This is a genomic window from Neorhizobium sp. CSC1952 (assembly GCF_030378245.1).
Taxonomy (GTDB): Bacteria; Pseudomonadota; Alphaproteobacteria; order Rhizobiales; family Rhizobiaceae; genus Neorhizobium; species Neorhizobium oryzae_A.
In genome coordinates this window covers 1,420,523-1,437,604 of record NZ_CP128416.1, presented here as the reverse complement: position 1 = coordinate 1,437,604, position 17,082 = coordinate 1,420,523, and the positions used below count along the sequence as shown (strand labels likewise).

Below are 17,082 nucleotides of genomic sequence, written 5' to 3'. Positions count from 1 at the left end.
CAGTCCTCTTCTTTTATAGTTCGATGTCGTCGCCGGGCAGGATATCGCCCTCGGCAGATTCCGCGGTTGCCGGCGCCGGCAGTTCCTCCGCCTCGTTTTCCTCTTCCGTGGCGCGGATTTTCACGTTGATGATCTTCGCGCCCGGAAACTGGGCGAGGATCGCCGCCACGTCGGGGTCGGCGCGCGCATCGGTCTTTCGCTGTTCCTGGGCCTGTTCTTCCGCCTGGGCGAGCGTCGGCGCGCCCCGCTCGTTGGAGAGCGTCACCCACCACGTGATCCCGGTCCATTCCCTGAGCTTCGACGCAAGGTCGTTGACGATGGATTTCGGCGCATCGGGCTCAAGGTTGATTTCGAGCCGGCCCGGTTCGAGCTTGACCAGGTGGACGGACTGGCGAATGCGGGCGCGCAGTACCGGTTCGCGGTTCTTGGCGCAGAGATCGGCGATATCGTCCAGCGACCGGACGGGAACCTTGGGCTCCGGTTGGGGCTCGGCTGCGGTCTGCGTCGCCGGGCGTTCCAGCGTCTCCTTCGCGTCTTCGGGCGTCGGTACGGCGCGCAGCATGGCCGTCGGTCCGCCTGCCGGGAGGCGTGGCGCCGACATTTCCGTGCCGCGGGCGTTGACCGGCGGTTGCGGCGAAACCGGCCGGCCTCCTCCATTGCCGTTCGGAGCCGGCATGCGCTGGCCGTCGCCATTCGCGAAATCCGCAAGCCGGCGCGCTGCGTCTTCCGGCGAGGGAAGATGGGCGGCATGGGTGAGCCGGATCAGCACCATTTCGGCCGCCCCTGCAGGCCGGGAGGAGTTTTCCGCTTCCGGAATGCCCTTGAGCAGCATCTGCCAGATGCGCGACAGCGTGCTGACAGCGACGCTGTCGGCGAATTCCCGGCCACGCACGCGCTCCACTTCGCTGAGCGAGGGGTCGTTCGCCGCATCGGGAATGTATTTGAAACGGGTGACGAGATGGGTGAAATCGGCAAGGTCGGTCAGCACGACGACCGGATTGGCGCCTGCCTCGTATTGCGCGCCGAATTCGGAAAGCGCCGCGGTCACGTCGCCGCGCACGATATGCTCGAAGAGATCGACGATGCGGGCGCGGTCGGCGAGCCCCAGCATGCCGCGCACGGTCTCCGCGAGCACGCTGCCGCCGCCATGCGCGATCGACTGGTCGAGCAGCGAGAGCCCGTCGCGGGCGGACCCTTCCGCCGCGCGCGCGATCATCGCCAGCGCTTCCGGCTCGGCCGGAATGCCTTCCTTCTCCAGGATCGTGGTGAACAGGCCGACGAGGTCGGCGGCGCTGATGCGGCGCAGGTCGAACCGCTGGCAGCGGGAAAGCACGGTGATCGGAACCTTGCGGATTTCCGTGGTGGCGAAGATGAATTTCACATGTTCCGGGGGCTCTTCGAGCGTCTTCAACAGGCCGTTGAAGGCCTGCGTCGAGAGCATGTGCACTTCGTCGATGATATAGACCTTGTAGCGCGCCGAGACGGGACGGTAGCGCACCTGCTCGATGATCTCGCGGATGTCGTCGATGCCGGTATGGGATGCGGCGTCCATCTCGATGACGTCCACATGCCGGCCTTCCATGATCGCCTGGCAGTGCTCGCCGGGGATCCGCAGGTCGATCGTCGGCTTGTCGATCTCGGGCGTCTTGTAGTTCAGCGCACGGGCGAGGATGCGGGCGGTGGTCGTCTTGCCGACCCCGCGCACCCCGGTCAGCATGTAGGCCTGCGCGATGCGGCCGGTCTCGAAGGCGTTGGTGAGCGTCCTCACCATCGGCTCCTGGCCGACCATCAGGTCGGAAAAATCCTTGGGACGGTATTTGCGGGCAAGCACCCGGTATCCGTTGCCGCCGGAGATGTTGGAAGCGGGGGTGCTCGTCTGGGTGGGCCCGTTGTCGCTCATTCAGTCCTGCCAGCCTGCGCGGGCCATTCCAGCCACTTGACCGGACCGGAAGCTGACCAAGATGGTATCCAGTATTGAGGTGGGAGGCTGGCACGGCGACCCGTGCCGGGCTCGTTAGGGCTGCTTCCTTCCGGACCTGACCCGGTTGGCGAGTGGCTCGTCCACCACCAACCTCCCGCCGCACATATCGGCAATAACGCTTCCAAATGCAAGCCAACCCTGTAAAAAACTGCTATCGATTACAAAAACACGGGAGGAAAAGCTTGAGCGATTTCGAACTGGATGAGAGGCTCGCTCGGGATACCGACCTGGTGACGGTGCTCGGCCTGTGCGAGCTGCGCATCCTGAAGGACAGCCGCTGGCCCTGGCTGATGCTGGTGCCGCAGCGGAGCGGCAAGACCGAGATATTCGACCTCACCCCGCTCGACCAGGCGCTTTTGACCTTCGAGACGAACACGGTGGCGGCGGCGCTGAAGGAGGTCACCGGTGCGACCAAGGTCAATGTGGGTGCGCTCGGCAACATCGTCCGCCAGCTGCATGTGCATATTGTCGCCCGGTTCGAAGGCGATCCGAACTGGCCCGGCCCCATCTGGGGCTTCGGTCAGGCGGTCCCCTATGACGAACAGCGGAAGCAGGATTTTCTCAAGAAACTCGTTGAAGCCCTCTGATCATGACCAAGACCCTTTTCGAGACCGACGCCCCCCATCCCGAGCCCAGCAGCCTCACGGCCTTTTCCGCCAACAAGCTGGACCGGCAGGCCGAGTACCGCCAGGACGATTGCCTGGAAAAGGCGCTTGCGGTCGAGGGCACGCATATCTTCGCCTTCACCGGCAGCCGTCTGATCCTGAAGCATGACGGCCAGATCCTGGATCCGCTCTTCGCGCCCTATGAGCTTGCGGAACTGAAACCCGATTTCGACAACGCCATCCTGCTCGGCTACAAGGAAAACGGCGAGCCGCGCATCGCCGTGCCCGTCCTCATCCCGGCGGAGGAACTGGCAAGCCAGTACAAGCCGACGGAGGCGCGCGCGCTGTTCCGTGATTCGCTGATCGAAGGCGAACTGCAGGGCGAGATCGCCCAGGCCGTCGCGCTTTTGAACTGGAACGCCGCCAACAGGTTCTGCGGCAGATGCGGTTCTCCGACCGAATCGAAGATCGGCGGCTATAAGCGTCTCTGCACCAGTTGCCAGCACCAGATGTTCCCGCGCACCGATCCGGTGGTGATCATGCTGGTGGTCGATATCGGGCGCGATCGCTGCCTGCTCGGCCGCAGCCACCATTTCCAGGAGGGCATGTATTCCTGCCTCGCCGGCTTCGTGGAGCCCGGCGAAACGATCGAGAACGCGGTGCGGCGGGAGACCTTCGAAGAGTCCGGCATCGAGATCGGCCGCGTGCGCTATCATGCCTCGCAGCCCTGGCCCATGCCGCATTCGCTGATGATCGGCTGTTATGCCGAGGCGGTCTCGACCGAGATCACGATCGATCCGCAGGAAATGCAGGACGTGCGCTGGTTCGGACGCGCCGAGGCCGCCGCCATGCTGGATGCCGGCCCGGACAGTCCCTATTTCGCGCCGGTCAGGGGAGCGATCGCCCACCGCCTTCTGCGCGACTGGATCGAGTGGGGTGAGGAAAGGTCAGGCGCAGCCTGAGCAATCGATCCGGTGAATCGATTGCAGCGACGAACGCCCTGAGCCCAAGCGAAGGGCCGGAAAGGTCAGGCGAAGCCTGAGCAATCGATCCAGCGAATCGATTGCAGCGACGAACGCCCTGAGCCCAAGCGAAGGGCTGGAAAGGTCAGGCCCAGGTGAGCTGTCGGGAAGGATACGGGATCAAGCATCATGACTATCGCCCGCTCGGAGCGCCTGCTGGCCCTTCTCCAGGCGCTCCGGCGCTACCGCCAGCCCGTCAGCGGCGCAAAGCTCGCCGCTGACACCGGTGTCAGCCTGCGCACGCTCTATCGGGATATCGCAAGCCTTCAGGCGCAGGGCGCCCCGATCGAAGGGGAGGCGGGGCTCGGCTACGTGCTGAGGCCGGGCTTCATGCTGCCGCCGATGATGTTTTCCGAGGAGGAGATCGAGGCGCTGGTGCTCGGCTCGCGCTGGGTGGCGAAGACCGCCGATCCGCGGCTTGCCGCCGGCGCTGTCGACGCGCTGGCCAAGATCGCCGCGGTGCTGCCGCCGGGCCTCAAGGAGGAACTGGACACCTCGACCTTGCTTGTCGGCGCGCCGCGCCGGCAGGAGGATAAAACCGATCTCGGCCTCATTCGCAAAGCGATCCGCGCGGAGCATGTTCTCGAACTCGTCTATGAAGACGAGAAGGGCGCCTTCACGACCCGCAAGGTCTGGCCCTTTGCCCTCGGCTTCTTCGATAATGTCCGGGTCATGGTCGCCTGGTGCGAACTCCGGCAGGATTTCCGGCATTTCCGCACCGATCGCATGGCCGCGGTCGTCCCGATGGGAAAACGCTATCCGCGTCGCCGGCCGGTGCTGCTCAAGGAATGGCGGGAAGTACAGGGAATTCCGGTGCAGCCGTGACGGCTGCTGCCGGAATCTGACAGTAGGGCGCGATAAGGTCGGTGCAGTCCCAAACAAAGGAGCACCGATATGGCAAACCCCAATCTCATTCTTCTTTATGTCGAAGACCCGGCGAAGAGCACGGCCTTCTATCGCGACCTGCTCGGCCGCGAGCCGGCGGTCGAGGCCCCGAACTTCGCCTCCTTCCCGCTCGGCGGCGGCTTTTTCCTCGGTCTGTGGCGCATCGCCAAGGTCGAGCCGGAGCCGGCCCGTTCCGGCAGCCGCAGCGAGATCGGCATCATGATCGGTGGCGAGGGTGCGGTCGCCGGACAATATCAAAAGTGGAAGGCGGCCGGGCACCGGATCGCCCAGGAATTGATGACCCTCGACTTCGGTCCGACATTCGTGATCCTCGATCCGGACGGGCATCGAATCCGGGTTTGTGAGCCGGATAAGTAGTTTTCCGCCCTCACCCAGCCTTCTCCGCACAGGCGGAGAGAGGGGACGTGCCACCATATACCCTCTATACCCCTCTGAGATTGCGGAAAACCTATACCCCTCTGAGATTGCGAAAGCGGTCGGGTTTGAGGAAAACGGCGCGTCATATATTCTTCTCCCCGCTTGCGGGGAGAAGGTGCCTGGCAGGGCGGATGAGGGGCAAGTCACCCCTTCTGCAGCGCTCCGCGCATCGGATGGCCCTTGTAGGTTCCCAGGATCCGCACTTTTTCGGAGAAGAACCGCAGTTCCTCCAGCGCGCGGCGCACCGGCGGATCGTCCGGATGGCCCTCGATATCCGCATAGAACTGCGTCGCCACGAACTTGCCGCCGAGCTGGTAGCTTTCCAGCTTCGTCATGTTGATGCCGTTGGTCGCAAAACCGCCCATCGCCTTGTAGAGCGCGGCCGGAATGTTGCGGACATTGAAGACGAACGTCGTGATGATCACGTCCGAAGGCTGGCTGCGCTGCACCCATTTCTCGTCGCGCGAGAGCACCACGAAGCGGGTGACGTTGTCGTCCCGGTCCTCGACGTTCTCCGCCAGGATTTCGAGGCCATAGAGATCGGCGGCAAGACGCGGGGCAAGCGCCGCCATCGTCCGGTCGCCCTTTTCCGCCACCATCTTCGCCGAGCCGGCCGTATCGCCGGCGACGACGGCCTTCCAGCCGTTCGACCGGATGATCTTGCGGCACTGGCCGAGCGCGTGGATATGGCTGTGGACGGTACGGATCTCCTCGCGCGTCACGCCGGGCAGCACCATGAGCTGGAAGCGGATCGGCATGAAGTATTCGCCGACGATGTGCAGCCGCGATTCCGGCAGAAGGTGGTGGATATCGGCGACGCGGCCGGCGATCGTGTTCTCGATCGGAATCATCGCGAGATCGGCATCGCCGCTTTCGAGCGCCTGGAAGGCATCCTCGAAGGTCGGGCAGGGCAGCGGCTCCATGGTCGGAAACATGTCGCGGCAGGCCATGTCGGAATTGGCGCCGAAATCGCCCTGGAAGGCGATGCGATTGGTGAGAGCGTTCATGGGAAACATCCGTTAAGAGGCACGGGCGGAGAGGATGGCGCGGGCCTTTTCGAGGTCGGCGGGAGTATCGACGCCGAGCGGCACCGAGTCAACGATTTCGGCGTCGATGCGCATGCCCGCTTCCAGCGCCCGCAGCTGCTCGAGCGATTCGCGCTTCTCGAGCACGGAGGGCCCGAGCGAGACGAACTTTTCGAGCGCTGCCCGGCGATAGGCATAGAGGCCGATGTGATGATAGAGCGGGCCGTTGCCATAGGGCGCGGTCGCGCGGGTGAAGTAGAGCGCCTTCAATCGTGTGGCGGAAAGCGGCGAGCCGACGATCTTGACCACGTTGGGGTTGGTCTTTTCGTGCTCGTCGGTGATCTCGACGGTGAGCGTCGCGATATCGGTCGAGGGATTTTCGAGCGGGCGGAGAGAGGCGCGCACCGCCTCCGGCTCGATCGTCGGCAGGTCGCCCTGCACGTTGATGACGAAATCCATTTGGGCGTCCGGATCGGCCTTCTGCACCGCCTCGAATATGCGGTCGGAGCCGGACTGGTGGTCCTGCCGGGTCATCACCACGTCGAACCCCGCCGCCGCCACGGCGTCATGGACGTCCTGGTGGTCGACTGCGACGATGATTCGCCCTGCTTCCGCTTCCTGGGCCCGCTTTGCTACCTGGACGATCATCGGCAGGCCGGCAATATCAGCCAGAGGTTTTCCTGGCAGCCGCGTCGAGGCCATTCGGGCCGGGATCAGCACCAGCGTCCGGTCGAAAGCCGAGTTCTTCATGGGGAGGACCCTTCTATTCCCGCGTAAACAGTGTCAAAAAGTCTCACGCGCGGAACGATTATCGTGTTGCAACAACAATGCAAAAGACATAGGTTCCGCGCAATTTCAAGATGGCCCGCCCTGTGACGGCGGTGTGACAGGCGGTTGCGAAGGAGCGGTTGCGGATGAACCCCTATGTAAACATGGCGGCAGGCGCCCTGCTTGCTACGGTCTTCGTCATGATGTCGGTGTCGATTGCCTCGGAAGGCATCTTCCATTCGGAAGCGCCGGAGAAGGAAGGCTTTGCGATCGTTGCGGCCGAAGAGCCCGCGGCCGGTGCAGGTGGCGAGGCAGCTCCGGCGGCGGTTCCGATCGCTCAGCTTCTCGCCAGTGCGGATGCCGCCGCAGGCGCAACCGTCTTCAAGAAGTGTCAGAGCTGTCATTCGATCGAAAAGGGCGGACCGAACAAGGTCGGCCCCGATCTGTGGGGCCTCGTCGATCGTCCGGTTGCCACGCATGAGGGCTTTGCTTATTCCGCCGGCATGAAGGAGTTTTCCAAGGGCGGCGAGGAAAAGTGGACCTTTGACAACCTGAACCACTTCCTGACCGCGCCCAAGGCTTTCGTGAAGGGCACTGCCATGGGCTTTGCCGGTCTCAAGAACGACACCGAGCGTGCCAACCTGATCGCCTATATCCGCGAACAGGCCGACAGCCCGGTTCCGCTTCCGGATCCGGCTGCAGCCGAGCCGGCCCCGCCGGCGACGAACTGATCCGGTTCGGAAACTTTTCAAAACAGAGATGCCCGGCTTCGGCCGGGCATTTTCGTTTGCGATCGATATCGGGCGCGAAGCCTCAGCTCAGCAGCCATGCCCAGAAGCCGACGGTTAGGACGCCGAAGGCGGTGGTGATGCTGATCACCGAGGCCGCGAGGCTTTGGCCTGAGCGGAAGCGCTGGGCGATCAGCCAGGCATTGATGCCAGTCGGTACCGAAGAGGTCAGCACCAGGGCCGCCGTCCAGTCCTTCGGCAGGCCGAGGAGATAGCTCATCAGGAAGACGACTGCCGGCATCAGGGTGAGCTTGAGCACCGCCGCAGTCCCCGAAAGGCCGATATCGCCTCGGATCGGGTATCTCGTCAGAGCCATCCCGATCGACAGCAGCGCCACCGGACTTGCCGCCGCCGAGAGCTGGTCGACGACGGTGGCGAGGGCGGCGGTCAGGTGCAGCCCCAGGAAATTGAAGACCAGGCCGAAGATCAGCGCGATGACGAGCGGGTTGCGGGCGAGATTGGAGCCGACCTGTTTCAGGATGGCGGGAAGGCTGCGTTTTCCTCCGCCGTCGACCTTTGAGGTCGCGCCCTCCATGAGGATCGTGCCCGCCACCATCATCAGCGGCAGGTGGATGGCGAGCAGGATGGAAATCGCGACCAGCCCGTCCTTTCCGACGATATGGGCAACCAGCGGCAGGCCGATGAAGACGTTGTTGGCGAAGGAGGCGGACATGCCGGCGATGACGCCGATTTTCGCATCCCGCCGGAAGATATGCTTGGCGATCAGATGGCCTGTCCCCCAGGTGATCGCGACGCCGAGAAAATAGGCCGTCCAGAGCCGGAACGGCGAGGCGCCCTCGAAATGCGCGTCCGCCAGCGTCCGGAAGATCAGCATCGGCACGGCGATCTTGAAGACGAATTCGCCGAGCGCGTCGCCGGTCTCTTCCTTCAAAATCCCTGTCTTGGCCGTCATCCAGCCGATCAGGATCAGGATGAAGACGGGCACGACGTTCACGAAGACGGAGGACACGGCAGGCAGGCTTTCGATAAAGGGCTTTGCATGCGTCTACAGCATCGGCCCGAAAATCGGAATCGATTTTCGGTAAGCACGATGCGTAGATTCAATAAGCTAGAGCGTCCTTTGTGCGTCCGTTCGGACGCACGGCGCTCTAGCGCATGTCGCGGGGGACGACAAATGCGCTTGCTGCAAGAGAGGCTTTCTCAAGCGGGGAACGTGGCGATCCCGCCAACAAAAAAGCGGGGCTGTTCCCCGCTTTCCCACCTGGTCTCGTCCAGGTATCCGGAGGTCGGCCGCCAGTCCATCCGTGGTCGGCAACACAACCGGATCGTCAAAGTGTATAATCTCGGATCGTGACAGCGAAATGACGGGCGGCAGAAGTCCTTGTTTTGCAGGCATTGCCGTTATTTCCGCTTCCAATCGGATCAAAACCCGAATACCGGTCTTCTCGTCAAAACCATTCGAGAGGATCAAGACCGGATGCCCAAATTCGACGTGCTCGCCATCGGCAACGCCATCGTGGATATTCTCGCCCGCTGCGAAGACAGCTTTTTGAGCGAGAACGCAATCACCAAGGGTGCGATGAACCTGATCGATGCCGAGCGCGCCGAGCTCCTCTATTCCAAGATGGGCCCGGCCGTGGAGGCCTCGGGCGGTTCGGCTGGCAACACGGCGGCGGGCATCGCCGGTTTCGGCGGCAAGGCGGCCTATTTCGGCAAGGTCGCGGAAGACCAGCTCGGCGGAATCTTCCAGCACGATATCCGCGCCCAGGGCGTGCATTACCAGACGAAGCCGGAAGGCACCAATCCGCCGACCGCCCGTTCGATGATCTTCGTGACGCCGGACGGCGAGCGTTCGATGAACACCTATCTCGGCGCCTGCGTCGATCTCGGCCCGGAACATGTCGAGGAGGATGTCGTCGCCGAAGCCAAGGTCACCTATTTCGAAGGCTATCTGTGGGACCCGCCGCGCGCCAAGGAAGCGATCCGCGAATCCGCCCGCATCGCCCACGCCCATTGCCGCGAAGTGTCCATGACGCTCTCCGATCCCTTCTGCGTCGACCGCTACCGCGCCGAATTCCTCGACCTGATGCGCTCCGGCACGGTCGACATCGTATTCGCCAACCGGCACGAGGCGCTCTCGCTTTACGAGACCGACGATTTCGAGCTGGCGCTCACGAAAATCGGCCAGGATTGCAAGCTTGCGGCCGTGACGATGAGCGAGGAAGGGGCGATCATCATTCGCGGCGATGAACGGGTGCGGGTGCCTGCCTATCCGATCGAGGAACTGGTCGACACGACGGGGGCGGGCGATCTTTTCGCCGCCGGGTTCCTGTTCGGCTATACGCAAGGCCGTTCGCTCGAGGATTGCGGCAAGCTCGGCTGCCTGGCCGCGGCGATCGTCATCCAGCAGATCGGTCCGCGCCCGATGGCGTCTCTGAAGGAGGCTGCGAAGCGCGAAGGCCTCATTTGAGGCCTCGCCGGGAAGGCCTATTTGAAGGCTTCGCCCGGATAGGCGCCCCAGACCTCGGCCTGTGCGACCCAGCCCTCGGTGCCGCTCGCTTCCGCGCGGCACCAGTCGCCGTTGCATTCGTCGATCTTGAAGACGACGCCCGGTTCCAGCTTTGCGACGACGGGGGCGCTGTTTTGAGGATCGCGGCGCATGTTGACGTAGATGTCCTTGCCCTTGCCGCGCATCCAGGGGGCGGCGACCGCCGTGCGTTCGCCCGAAAGCAGCGCCTGGTTCACCCAGCCTTCTGTGCCGTCCGCATCGCGAACGCGCCGCCAGTTCTCGTATTCCTGGATAATCTCCATCGGGGTCCCGGATTTCATGTACATCCACGAGACCGCGTAATCGGTGCTCGGGCCGATGCGGATGTTGACCTTCTTCGATTTCAGGCTGACGAAGCGCGGCAGCGGCAGGCCGCTCGGCCCCTTCGCGCCCTGGGCATGAGCAGGTATCGAAGCGGACAGAGAGGCGATGAGACCGAAGGAAAGGGCGACGAAGGAACGAAGAATGAGGCGACGCATGGGTTTGGGTCCGGCTGGGCTGTCTTGGGCTTTCCGAAACCTCGCGAGGTTTTGTTTGTCTTCGCTGACGGGTCTGGTAGAAAACGCCCTGGATGAACCGAATATCGCGCGACTTGGTTAAGGACCTCCTAAAAGGCGCCGGATAGAGAACCTCATGACGGCAAAGAAAAGACCCAAGGTCTATATCACCCGCAAGCTGCCGGACGCGGTGGAAACCCGCATGCGCGAGCTGTTCGACGCCGAGCTCAATATCGACGACGCGCCGCGCTCGCGGGACGAGCTTGCCGCAGCGATGCAGACCGCCGACGTGCTGGTGCCGACGGTGACGGACAGGATCGACGCGGCGCTGATCGAGGAAGCCGGACCGCAATTGAAGCTGATCGCCAGCTTCTCCAACGGCTTCGACCATATCGACGTGGACGCCGCCGCCAAGAAGGGCATCACGGTCACCAATACCCCGAATGTGCTGACCGAGGACACCGCCGACATGACCATGGCGCTGATCCTCGCGGTCAACCGGCGGCTGGCGGAAGGTTCGCGCATCCTGACCGACAATCCGGGCGACTGGGCCGGCTGGAGCCCGACCTGGATGCTGGGGCGCCGCATCTGGGGCAAGCGCATCGGCATCGTCGGCATGGGCCGCATCGGCACCGCGGTTGCCCGGAGGGCCAAGGCCTTCGGTTTGTCGATCCACTATCACAACCGCAAGCGGGTGAACCCGGCGACGGAAGAGGAGCTGGAGGCGACCTATTGGGACAGCCTCGACCAGATGCTCGCCCGCGTCGATATCGTCTCGGTCAACTGCCCGTCGACGCCGGCGACCTTCCACCTGCTTTCGGCGCGCCGGCTGGCGCTGATGCAGCCGACCTCGATCATCGTCAACACCGCCCGCGGCGACATCATCGACGAGGCGGCGATGATCCAGCTCCTCCGCGACAACAGGATCGCCGGCGCCGGCCTCGACGTCTATGAGAACGAGCCGGCGGTGAACCCGCAGCTCGTCAAGCTTGCCGACCAGGGCCGCGTCGTGCTCCTGCCGCATATGGGCTCGGCGACGATCGAAGGCCGGATCGACATGGGCGACAAGGTGATCATCAACATCCGCACCTTCTTCGACGGCCACCGCCCGCCGAACCGGGTGCTGCCCGGCCGCAACTGACGTCAGGTTATCCGCTTCCGCATCTCGATCGAGGTGACGCGGGTAAAGCCCGGATGGGAGTTTTCGGCCGTCTTCGTAAACCCCCATCTTGCGAAGGTCGCATGGTTGCCGGCGAGCTCGATGCGGGTCTCGAGCCTGAGCGCCGGAAGCCCGTTCTCCCTGGCGATGTCTTCAGCCGCGGCCAGCAGGCGGCGGCCGATGCCCTTGCCCTGATGGGCGGGCGCAATGGCAAGCTTGCCGAGATAGAGAGAGCCGGGTTCGGGTTTCAGGAAGATGCAGCCGACGAGCCCGCCGCCCTCGATCGCCGCGAAGGCGATTTCGTCACGGGCCTTCTGCGCCAGCGACGCGGGCGTCAGCCGATGGGCCGAGGAGGGCGGGTCGATGACGCCGTCCATATAGGCGAAGGAGGAAAGGATGAGCGCGAGCAGCTCGTCCCAGCGGCCGAAATCCTCGCCTATTCGAATGATCTCGATCATTCGGCGGCGGCCCTCGCGGTGCGGCGCCTGTATTTGATCGTATCGAACCGGGCGGCAAGCGAATCGTAGAGCATCAGCCGGCCGACCAGCGGTTCGCCGATGCCGGTGACGAGCTTGATCGCTTCCATCGCCATCAGCGTGCCGATGACGCCGGTAAGCGCTCCGACGATGCCGGTCTCGGCGCAGGAGGGGATCAGTCCTTCCGGCGGCTTTTCCGGGAAGAGGTCCCGGTAGGTCGGGTTGAGAGCGCCGTCCGGCCCTGCTTCATAGGGCTTCAGCACGGTCACCGAACCGTCGAAACGTCCGACGGCGCCGGTCACCAGCGGGATTTTCGCCAGCTCCGCCGCGTCGGCCGCGGCATAGCGCGTGTCGAAATTGTCGGAACCGTCGATAAGAAGATCGAAGAGGGGGAGGTGCCGCTTCGCCCATGGGAGCGAGAAGCGCTCCTCGAAATCCGCAATCCTCACATGCGGATTGAGGCGCGCGATCTTTTCGCGGGCGCTTTTCGTCTTCATCTCGCCGATCGTGCCGGTGTCGTGGATGACCTGCCGTTGAAGGTTTGAAAGGGATACGCGGTCGTCGTCGACGATGCCGATCGTGCCGACGCCGGCGGCCGCCAGATATTCGAGGATCGGCGCACCGAGCCCGCCGGCGCCGATCACCAGCACGCGGGCGTTCTTCATCTTCTGCTGCCCCGTGCCACCGATCTCCGGCAGGAGGATATGGCGGCGATAGCGTTCGATCTCGTCTTGAGTCAGGTTCTGTGGGGTCAGGTTCTGCGGGGTCCGGTTTTCCATGGCTTTATCTTAGCATCAGGAGCACGGGCGGGTAAGGAAACTTTCAGCCGCCGGCGCCGTCCTCGACGCTTCCATGCGCGACGGTGAAGAACTGCGCCCGGTCGGCGAGCGCGGAAAACATGCCCCTGTCGGTGCCGGTCATGAAGGATTGGCCGCCGAGGCCGTGGACGAGATCGAAGAGCGCCGCCCGCCGGCCTTCGTCGAGATGGGCGGCGATCTCGTCCAAAAGCAGGATGGGCGCGTGGCCGGTCATGTCTGCGGTGAGGCGGGCATGGGCAAGCACGAGGCCGATCAGGAGCGCCTTCTGTTCGCCGGTCGAGCAGCGCGCGGCCTCCATGTTCTTTTCGCGGTGGCGCACCAGGAGATCGGAGCGGTGCGGCCCGTCCAGCGTGCGGCCGGCCGCGGCATCGCGGTTGCGGCCATTGCGCAGCATCTCCAGATAATCCTCCTCCAGATCGGCGGCGGGACGGTCCATCAGCCCGTCCATGAAGCCCTGGAGCGCGAGCACCGGGGTCGGAAAAGGCGTCGTCTCCCCGGAACCGGCCGACAGCGTCCGGAGCAGCCCGAGCATTTCCTGGCGTGCGGCGGCCATGGCGATGCCGAGGCCTGCCATCTGGGCCTCGATGGCGGTGAGCCAGGCGGGATCGAAGCGGCCGTCGGAAAGCAGCTTGTTGCGGCTGCGCATGGCGCGCTCGAAATCGCTCGCCCGGCGGCCATGGGCAGGGTCGAGCGAGAGGACGAGGCGGTCGAGGAAACGCCGCCGGTCGGACGAGGGGCCGGTGAAAAGCCCGTCCATGGCGGGCGTCAGCCACAGCACGCTGAGGTGATCGGAGAGCTCTTCGGTGGATTTCGCGGTCGTGCCGTTGATCCGAAGCTTGCGGGTGACGTTCTCCCCATCGCCGTGCTCTGTGCCGGTGCCGATCGCGACCTCTCCCTCCATCCCGTCGATATCGGCGAAGATCGAAAAGCCGCCCGCGGCGCCGACGCGCGTGACGTCGGTGAGGACCGCGCGGCGCAGGCCCCGCCCGGGAGACAGGAAGGAAACGGCTTCGAGAAGATTTGTCTTGCCGGCGCCGTTCTCGCCCGTCAGCACCACATGCCGCCCGTCGAGCGCCAGCGCCGCTTCCGCGTAGTTGCGGAAATCGGTGAGCTTGAGCCGGGAAAGGGAGGTCTTCTGCGCCATCGGGAATCTTCTGGGTGTCGTTGAACAGGAGCTAAGGTTTCAGAGCCGGGAAGGCAAGCTTTTGCGTTTATGTGGGAGGACTGCGTCTTCCTTCTCTGGCGCCAGAAATTGCAAGGGCGTGCCGTTTCCGCCCCCCTCTGCCCTGCCGGGCATCTCCCCCACGGGTGGGGAGATCACAAGCGGCATGGCCTTCCCATCTCACTGAGGGCTTGCCGGGTAGGAAGCTTATTTGTTTGGGGAAGCCGGTTCGCCCAGCCAATCTCCCCACCTGTGGGGGAGATGCCCGGCAGGGCAGAGGGGGGCGGCCGAACGCAGGGGGCAGATAGGGGCTTCCTGGCTGAGGGTTCCAACGACACTGTCCCCGCGCAGTGTCCTGCCGTGGTTTCAAAGATCGGAGAGCCCACACGAATGCGGAACCTCGGTAGATTTTAGTATGTGGCTCCGCATTCGCGTGGCCTTCGGCGTTCTCTCGGGGCTTCCGGCCCCTACAGGTGATCATCTCGCCTCGCTGCGTGGCTTCGTTCGCGCCTGTCCTTTCGGGACAGGCCTGCCACTTGCACGGCTCAACCGAACCTGGCCTGGCGACCAGGGGGAGGCTTGATAGGAAAGCCCGTCTTTCGACGAACTCTCCATGGCTTTCACCTCTTCCACCGTCCCCGCACGTTACGGTTCCGATGGAAGCGCCGGCCCCCGCCTGCCCGCGAACGTCTCGCGAAACACTCCGGCGACGGAAGCAGGCGGATTGTAGGCACGGGTTCGGAGGGCGGGGATGCCGGCAAGGCTAACTGCTTGTTCCGGTTGAGGCGGACCGCATTTCCATCCCCGCAGGATCGGACATGGACCGGGCGGTTCGGCTCTAACTTATTGAATCTACGCATCGTGCTTACCGAAAATCGATTCCGATTTTCGGGCCGATGCTGTAGTGTCACCCCATTCCAAAGGGAGACTGTGTCATGACCGACAAGGACCGACCTTCATGCATCGCCCATTGGGCCGAGGTCGAAAGGTCTGCGGAGAGGCATTACCGGGGCGATGACGAACTGATGGGCTTCGGCGCAGCGCTTGCCCGGCATTTCGGCCTGACGCGGCTCGGCATCCATCACCATCGCCTGCCACCGGGCCGCCGTTCCTCCTTCCCGCATGCGGAGAAACTGGAAGAGGAGTTCGTCCATGTGATCGAGGGTACGCCGGATGTCTGGCTGGACGGCGAGCTCCATCGTCTGAAGCCGGGCGACTCGGTCGGTTTTCCGGCCGGCACGGGAATTGCCCATACTTTCATCAACAATACGGACAGGGAGGTGCGGCTGCTTGTCGTCGGGGAGGCTTCGACACGTGCCAACCGCCTCTTCTATCCCAAGAATCTCGATATGAAGCCGGTCCGTCCCGACTGGTGGGAGGATGCGCCGGTGCGGCCGCTCGGGGACCATGACGGCATGCCCGATGCGGTGCGCGCCTGGAAGGCGGCGAAGAAGGAAAAAGAGGAAACAGAACGTGGGTGACGAGGAAAGGCTGGTGAAGCTCGAAGAGCTTGCCGCCCATCAGGCCAAGGTGATCGAGGAACTGTCGGACCAGCTTGCCGGGCAGTGGAAAGCGATCGAACAGATGCGCGCCAAGCTCGACCGGCTGACCGAACGGTTCCTGGAGCTGGAGGAGGCCGCGCGCGAGGCTGCGCCGATCACCAGGCCGCCGCATTATTGAACGATTTCCCGAACGAAGAAGGCCGAAGCTCGGGTCTTCGGCCTTCCGTTTTGAATGACGAGGGGGATCAGTTGTCGAAGAATTCCTTCATCCGGGCAAAGAAGCCGGTGGATTCCGGATTGTTTTCCTTCGAGGAAAGCTGCTCGAATTCCTGCAGCAGCTCGCGCTGCCGCTTGGTGAGCTTCTGCGGCGTCTCGATCTGGATCTGGATGTAGAGATCGCCCGTCTGGGACGACCTCAGCACCGGCATGCCCTTGCCTTTGAGGCGGAACTGTTTTCCGGGCTGCGTGCCTTCCGGCACGGTGACCCGGGATTTCGTTCCGTCCAGCGTCGCCACGTCGAACGTGCCGCCGAGCGCCGCCGTCGTCATGGAGATGGGAACCGCGCAGTAAAGATCGGCGCCGTCCCGCTGGAAGAACTGGTGCGGCTTCACCGACAGGAAGATGTAGAGGTCTCCCGCCGGTCCGCCGCGCGTGCCGGCCTCGCCTTCGCCCTGCAGGCGGATGCGGGTGCCGTCCTCGATGCCGGCCGGGATGTTGACCGACAGCGAGCGCTCTTCCGTGACGCGGCCCTGGCCGTGACACTTGACGCAGGGATCGGTGATCGTCTGGCCGCGGCCGTGGCAGGTCGGGCAGGTGCGTTCGACCGAGAAGAAGCCCTGGCTGGCGCGCACGCGGCCCGAGCCCTGGCAGGTGGCGCAGGTCTTCGGCTGCGTGCCGGGCTTGGCGCCCGAGCCCGAACAGACGTCGCAGGTGATCGAGGTGGGAACCCTGATCTGCGCCGTCTTGCCGGTAAAGGCTTCTTCCAGCGTGATTTCCATATTGTAGCGAAGGTCGGCGCCGCGTTCGCGTCCGCCGGCGGAGCGGCGGGCACGTCCGCCGCCCATCATTTCGCCGAAGATGTCTTCGAAGATGTCGGAGAAGCCGCCGGCCGACGAGAAGCCGCCGGCACCGAAGCCGCCGCCGCCCATTCCGCCCTGCTCGAAGGCGGCGTGGCCGTAGCGGTCGTAGGCCGCCCGCTTCTGGGGATCCTTCAAGGTCTCGTAGGCCTCGTTGATCTCCTTGAATTTCTTTTCGGCGTCCTTGTCGTCCGGATTCTTGTCCGGATGATATTTCATGGCGAGCTTGCGGAAGGCGCTTTTCAGCTCCTTCTCGTCAGCCGATCTGCCGACACCCAGCGTTTCGTAAAAGTCTGCTTTTGCCATGGAGGTAACCGGCTCCGGAAAGGGCTCCGGCTGCACGATGGCAGCCGGATACTCAAGTCGACTAT

Annotated in this window: 18 protein-coding genes and 1 other RNA gene; 9 read left to right on the top strand and 10 right to left on the bottom strand. The window is 64.0% G+C overall.

Going from position 1 to position 17,082, the window contains the following annotated elements:
• Positions 1-13: 13 nt before the first annotated feature.
• Together QTA58_RS07440 and ffs are read right to left on the bottom strand one after the other, a co-directional pair.
• A complete protein-coding gene (locus QTA58_RS07440; RefSeq protein WP_289672271.1) occupies positions 14-1,900 on the bottom strand; it encodes a DNA polymerase III subunit gamma/tau in 1,887 nt (628 codons plus the stop codon).
• A 79-nt stretch (positions 1,901-1,979) separates the two neighbouring features.
• Positions 1,980-2,076, bottom strand: an RNA gene (gene ffs, locus QTA58_RS07435) — signal recognition particle sRNA small type.
• 87 nt (positions 2,077-2,163) lie between these two features.
• Here ffs and QTA58_RS07430 point away from each other — a divergent pair.
• From QTA58_RS07430 to QTA58_RS07415, 4 genes are all read left to right on the top strand, one after another.
• Positions 2,164-2,568, top strand: coding sequence for an HIT family protein (locus tag QTA58_RS07430; protein ID WP_289672270.1), 405 nt, complete (start codon positions 2,164-2,166; stop codon positions 2,566-2,568).
• Positions 2,568-3,548: an NAD(+) diphosphatase gene (nudC, locus tag QTA58_RS07425; RefSeq protein WP_289673050.1), complete on the top strand. Its 981-nt coding sequence runs from the start codon at positions 2,568-2,570 to the stop codon at positions 3,546-3,548. The genes QTA58_RS07430 and nudC overlap by 1 nt, the downstream gene beginning before the upstream one ends.
• Before the next feature lie 189 nt (positions 3,549-3,737).
• Positions 3,738-4,433 (top strand): YafY family protein, encoded by a 696-nt coding sequence (locus QTA58_RS07420; RefSeq protein ID WP_289672269.1) that lies wholly within the window; start codon positions 3,738-3,740, stop codon positions 4,431-4,433.
• Positions 4,434-4,502: 69 nt separating this feature from the next.
• Positions 4,503-4,871, top strand: a complete 369-nt coding sequence (locus tag QTA58_RS07415) for a VOC family protein (RefSeq protein ID WP_289672268.1) — start codon at positions 4,503-4,505, stop codon at positions 4,869-4,871.
• A gap of 203 nt (positions 4,872-5,074) precedes the next feature.
• Here the strand turns inward: QTA58_RS07415 and QTA58_RS07410 are convergent, their stop codons facing one another.
• Both QTA58_RS07410 and QTA58_RS07405 read right to left on the bottom strand, forming a co-directional pair.
• Complete coding sequence (locus QTA58_RS07410) at positions 5,075-5,938, bottom strand: prephenate dehydratase (RefSeq protein WP_085421906.1); 864 nt, start codon at positions 5,936-5,938, stop codon at positions 5,075-5,077.
• A 12-nt stretch (positions 5,939-5,950) separates the two neighbouring features.
• Positions 5,951-6,706 (bottom strand): 3-deoxy-manno-octulosonate cytidylyltransferase, encoded by a 756-nt coding sequence (locus tag QTA58_RS07405; RefSeq protein WP_289672267.1) that lies wholly within the window; start codon positions 6,704-6,706, stop codon positions 5,951-5,953.
• A 164-nt stretch (positions 6,707-6,870) separates the two neighbouring features.
• Here QTA58_RS07405 and QTA58_RS07400 point away from each other — a divergent pair, with 164 nt between their 5' ends.
• The gene (locus QTA58_RS07400) at positions 6,871-7,455 is read left to right on the top strand and encodes a cytochrome c family protein (RefSeq protein WP_085421908.1); all 585 of its coding nucleotides are present in this window, start codon (positions 6,871-6,873) and stop codon (positions 7,453-7,455) included.
• 82 nt (positions 7,456-7,537) lie between these two features.
• On the opposite strand, the gene QTA58_RS07395 is transcribed toward QTA58_RS07400, so the two are convergent.
• On the bottom strand, positions 7,538-8,482 hold the full coding sequence (locus tag QTA58_RS07395; protein WP_085421909.1) for an AEC family transporter: 945 nt from the start codon (positions 8,480-8,482) through the stop codon (positions 7,538-7,540).
• Between the two features lie 468 nt (positions 8,483-8,950).
• Here QTA58_RS07395 and QTA58_RS07390 point away from each other — a divergent pair, with 468 nt between their 5' ends.
• The gene (locus tag QTA58_RS07390) at positions 8,951-9,943 is read left to right on the top strand and encodes an adenosine kinase (protein ID WP_289672266.1); all 993 of its coding nucleotides are present in this window, start codon (positions 8,951-8,953) and stop codon (positions 9,941-9,943) included.
• A 17-nt stretch (positions 9,944-9,960) separates the two neighbouring features.
• Here the strand turns inward: QTA58_RS07390 and QTA58_RS07385 are convergent, their stop codons facing one another.
• Entirely contained in the window at positions 9,961-10,500 is a 540-nt protein-coding gene (locus tag QTA58_RS07385; RefSeq protein ID WP_289672265.1) for an SH3 domain-containing protein, read from the bottom strand.
• Positions 10,501-10,654: 154 nt separating this feature from the next.
• Between QTA58_RS07385 and QTA58_RS07380 the strand changes: the two genes are divergently transcribed.
• Positions 10,655-11,659: a D-glycerate dehydrogenase gene (locus QTA58_RS07380; protein ID WP_289672264.1), complete on the top strand. Its 1,005-nt coding sequence runs from the start codon at positions 10,655-10,657 to the stop codon at positions 11,657-11,659.
• Between the two features lie 2 nt (positions 11,660-11,661).
• Here the strand turns inward: QTA58_RS07380 and QTA58_RS07375 are convergent, their stop codons facing one another.
• Genes QTA58_RS07375 through recF form a run of 3 tightly spaced genes read right to left on the bottom strand, consistent with a single transcriptional unit; the run spans position 11,662 to position 14,115 of the window.
• A complete protein-coding gene (locus QTA58_RS07375) occupies positions 11,662-12,132 on the bottom strand; it encodes a GNAT family N-acetyltransferase (protein WP_289673048.1) in 471 nt (156 codons plus the stop codon).
• Entirely contained in the window at positions 12,132-12,932 is an 801-nt protein-coding gene (gene moeB / locus QTA58_RS07370) for a molybdopterin-synthase adenylyltransferase MoeB (RefSeq protein ID WP_289672263.1), read from the bottom strand. Before moeB ends, QTA58_RS07375 begins: the two co-directional genes overlap by 1 nt.
• A 43-nt stretch (positions 12,933-12,975) precedes the next feature.
• On the bottom strand, positions 12,976-14,115 hold the full coding sequence (recF, locus tag QTA58_RS07365) for a DNA replication/repair protein RecF (RefSeq protein ID WP_289672262.1): 1,140 nt from the start codon (positions 14,113-14,115) through the stop codon (positions 12,976-12,978).
• Between the two features lie 953 nt (positions 14,116-15,068).
• On the opposite strand from recF, the gene QTA58_RS07360 reads away from it, so the two are divergent.
• Both QTA58_RS07360 and QTA58_RS07355 read left to right on the top strand, forming a co-directional pair.
• A complete protein-coding gene (locus tag QTA58_RS07360) occupies positions 15,069-15,614 on the top strand; it encodes a cupin domain-containing protein (protein ID WP_289672261.1) in 546 nt (181 codons plus the stop codon).
• Complete coding sequence (locus tag QTA58_RS07355) at positions 15,607-15,813, top strand: SlyX family protein (protein ID WP_289672260.1); 207 nt, start codon at positions 15,607-15,609, stop codon at positions 15,811-15,813. The genes QTA58_RS07360 and QTA58_RS07355 overlap by 8 nt, the downstream gene beginning before the upstream one ends.
• 67 nt (positions 15,814-15,880) lie before the next feature.
• On the opposite strand, the gene dnaJ is transcribed toward QTA58_RS07355, so the two are convergent.
• A complete protein-coding gene (gene dnaJ, locus QTA58_RS07350) occupies positions 15,881-17,017 on the bottom strand; it encodes a molecular chaperone DnaJ (protein WP_289672259.1) in 1,137 nt (378 codons plus the stop codon).
• Between the last annotated feature and the right edge of the window lie 65 nt (positions 17,018-17,082).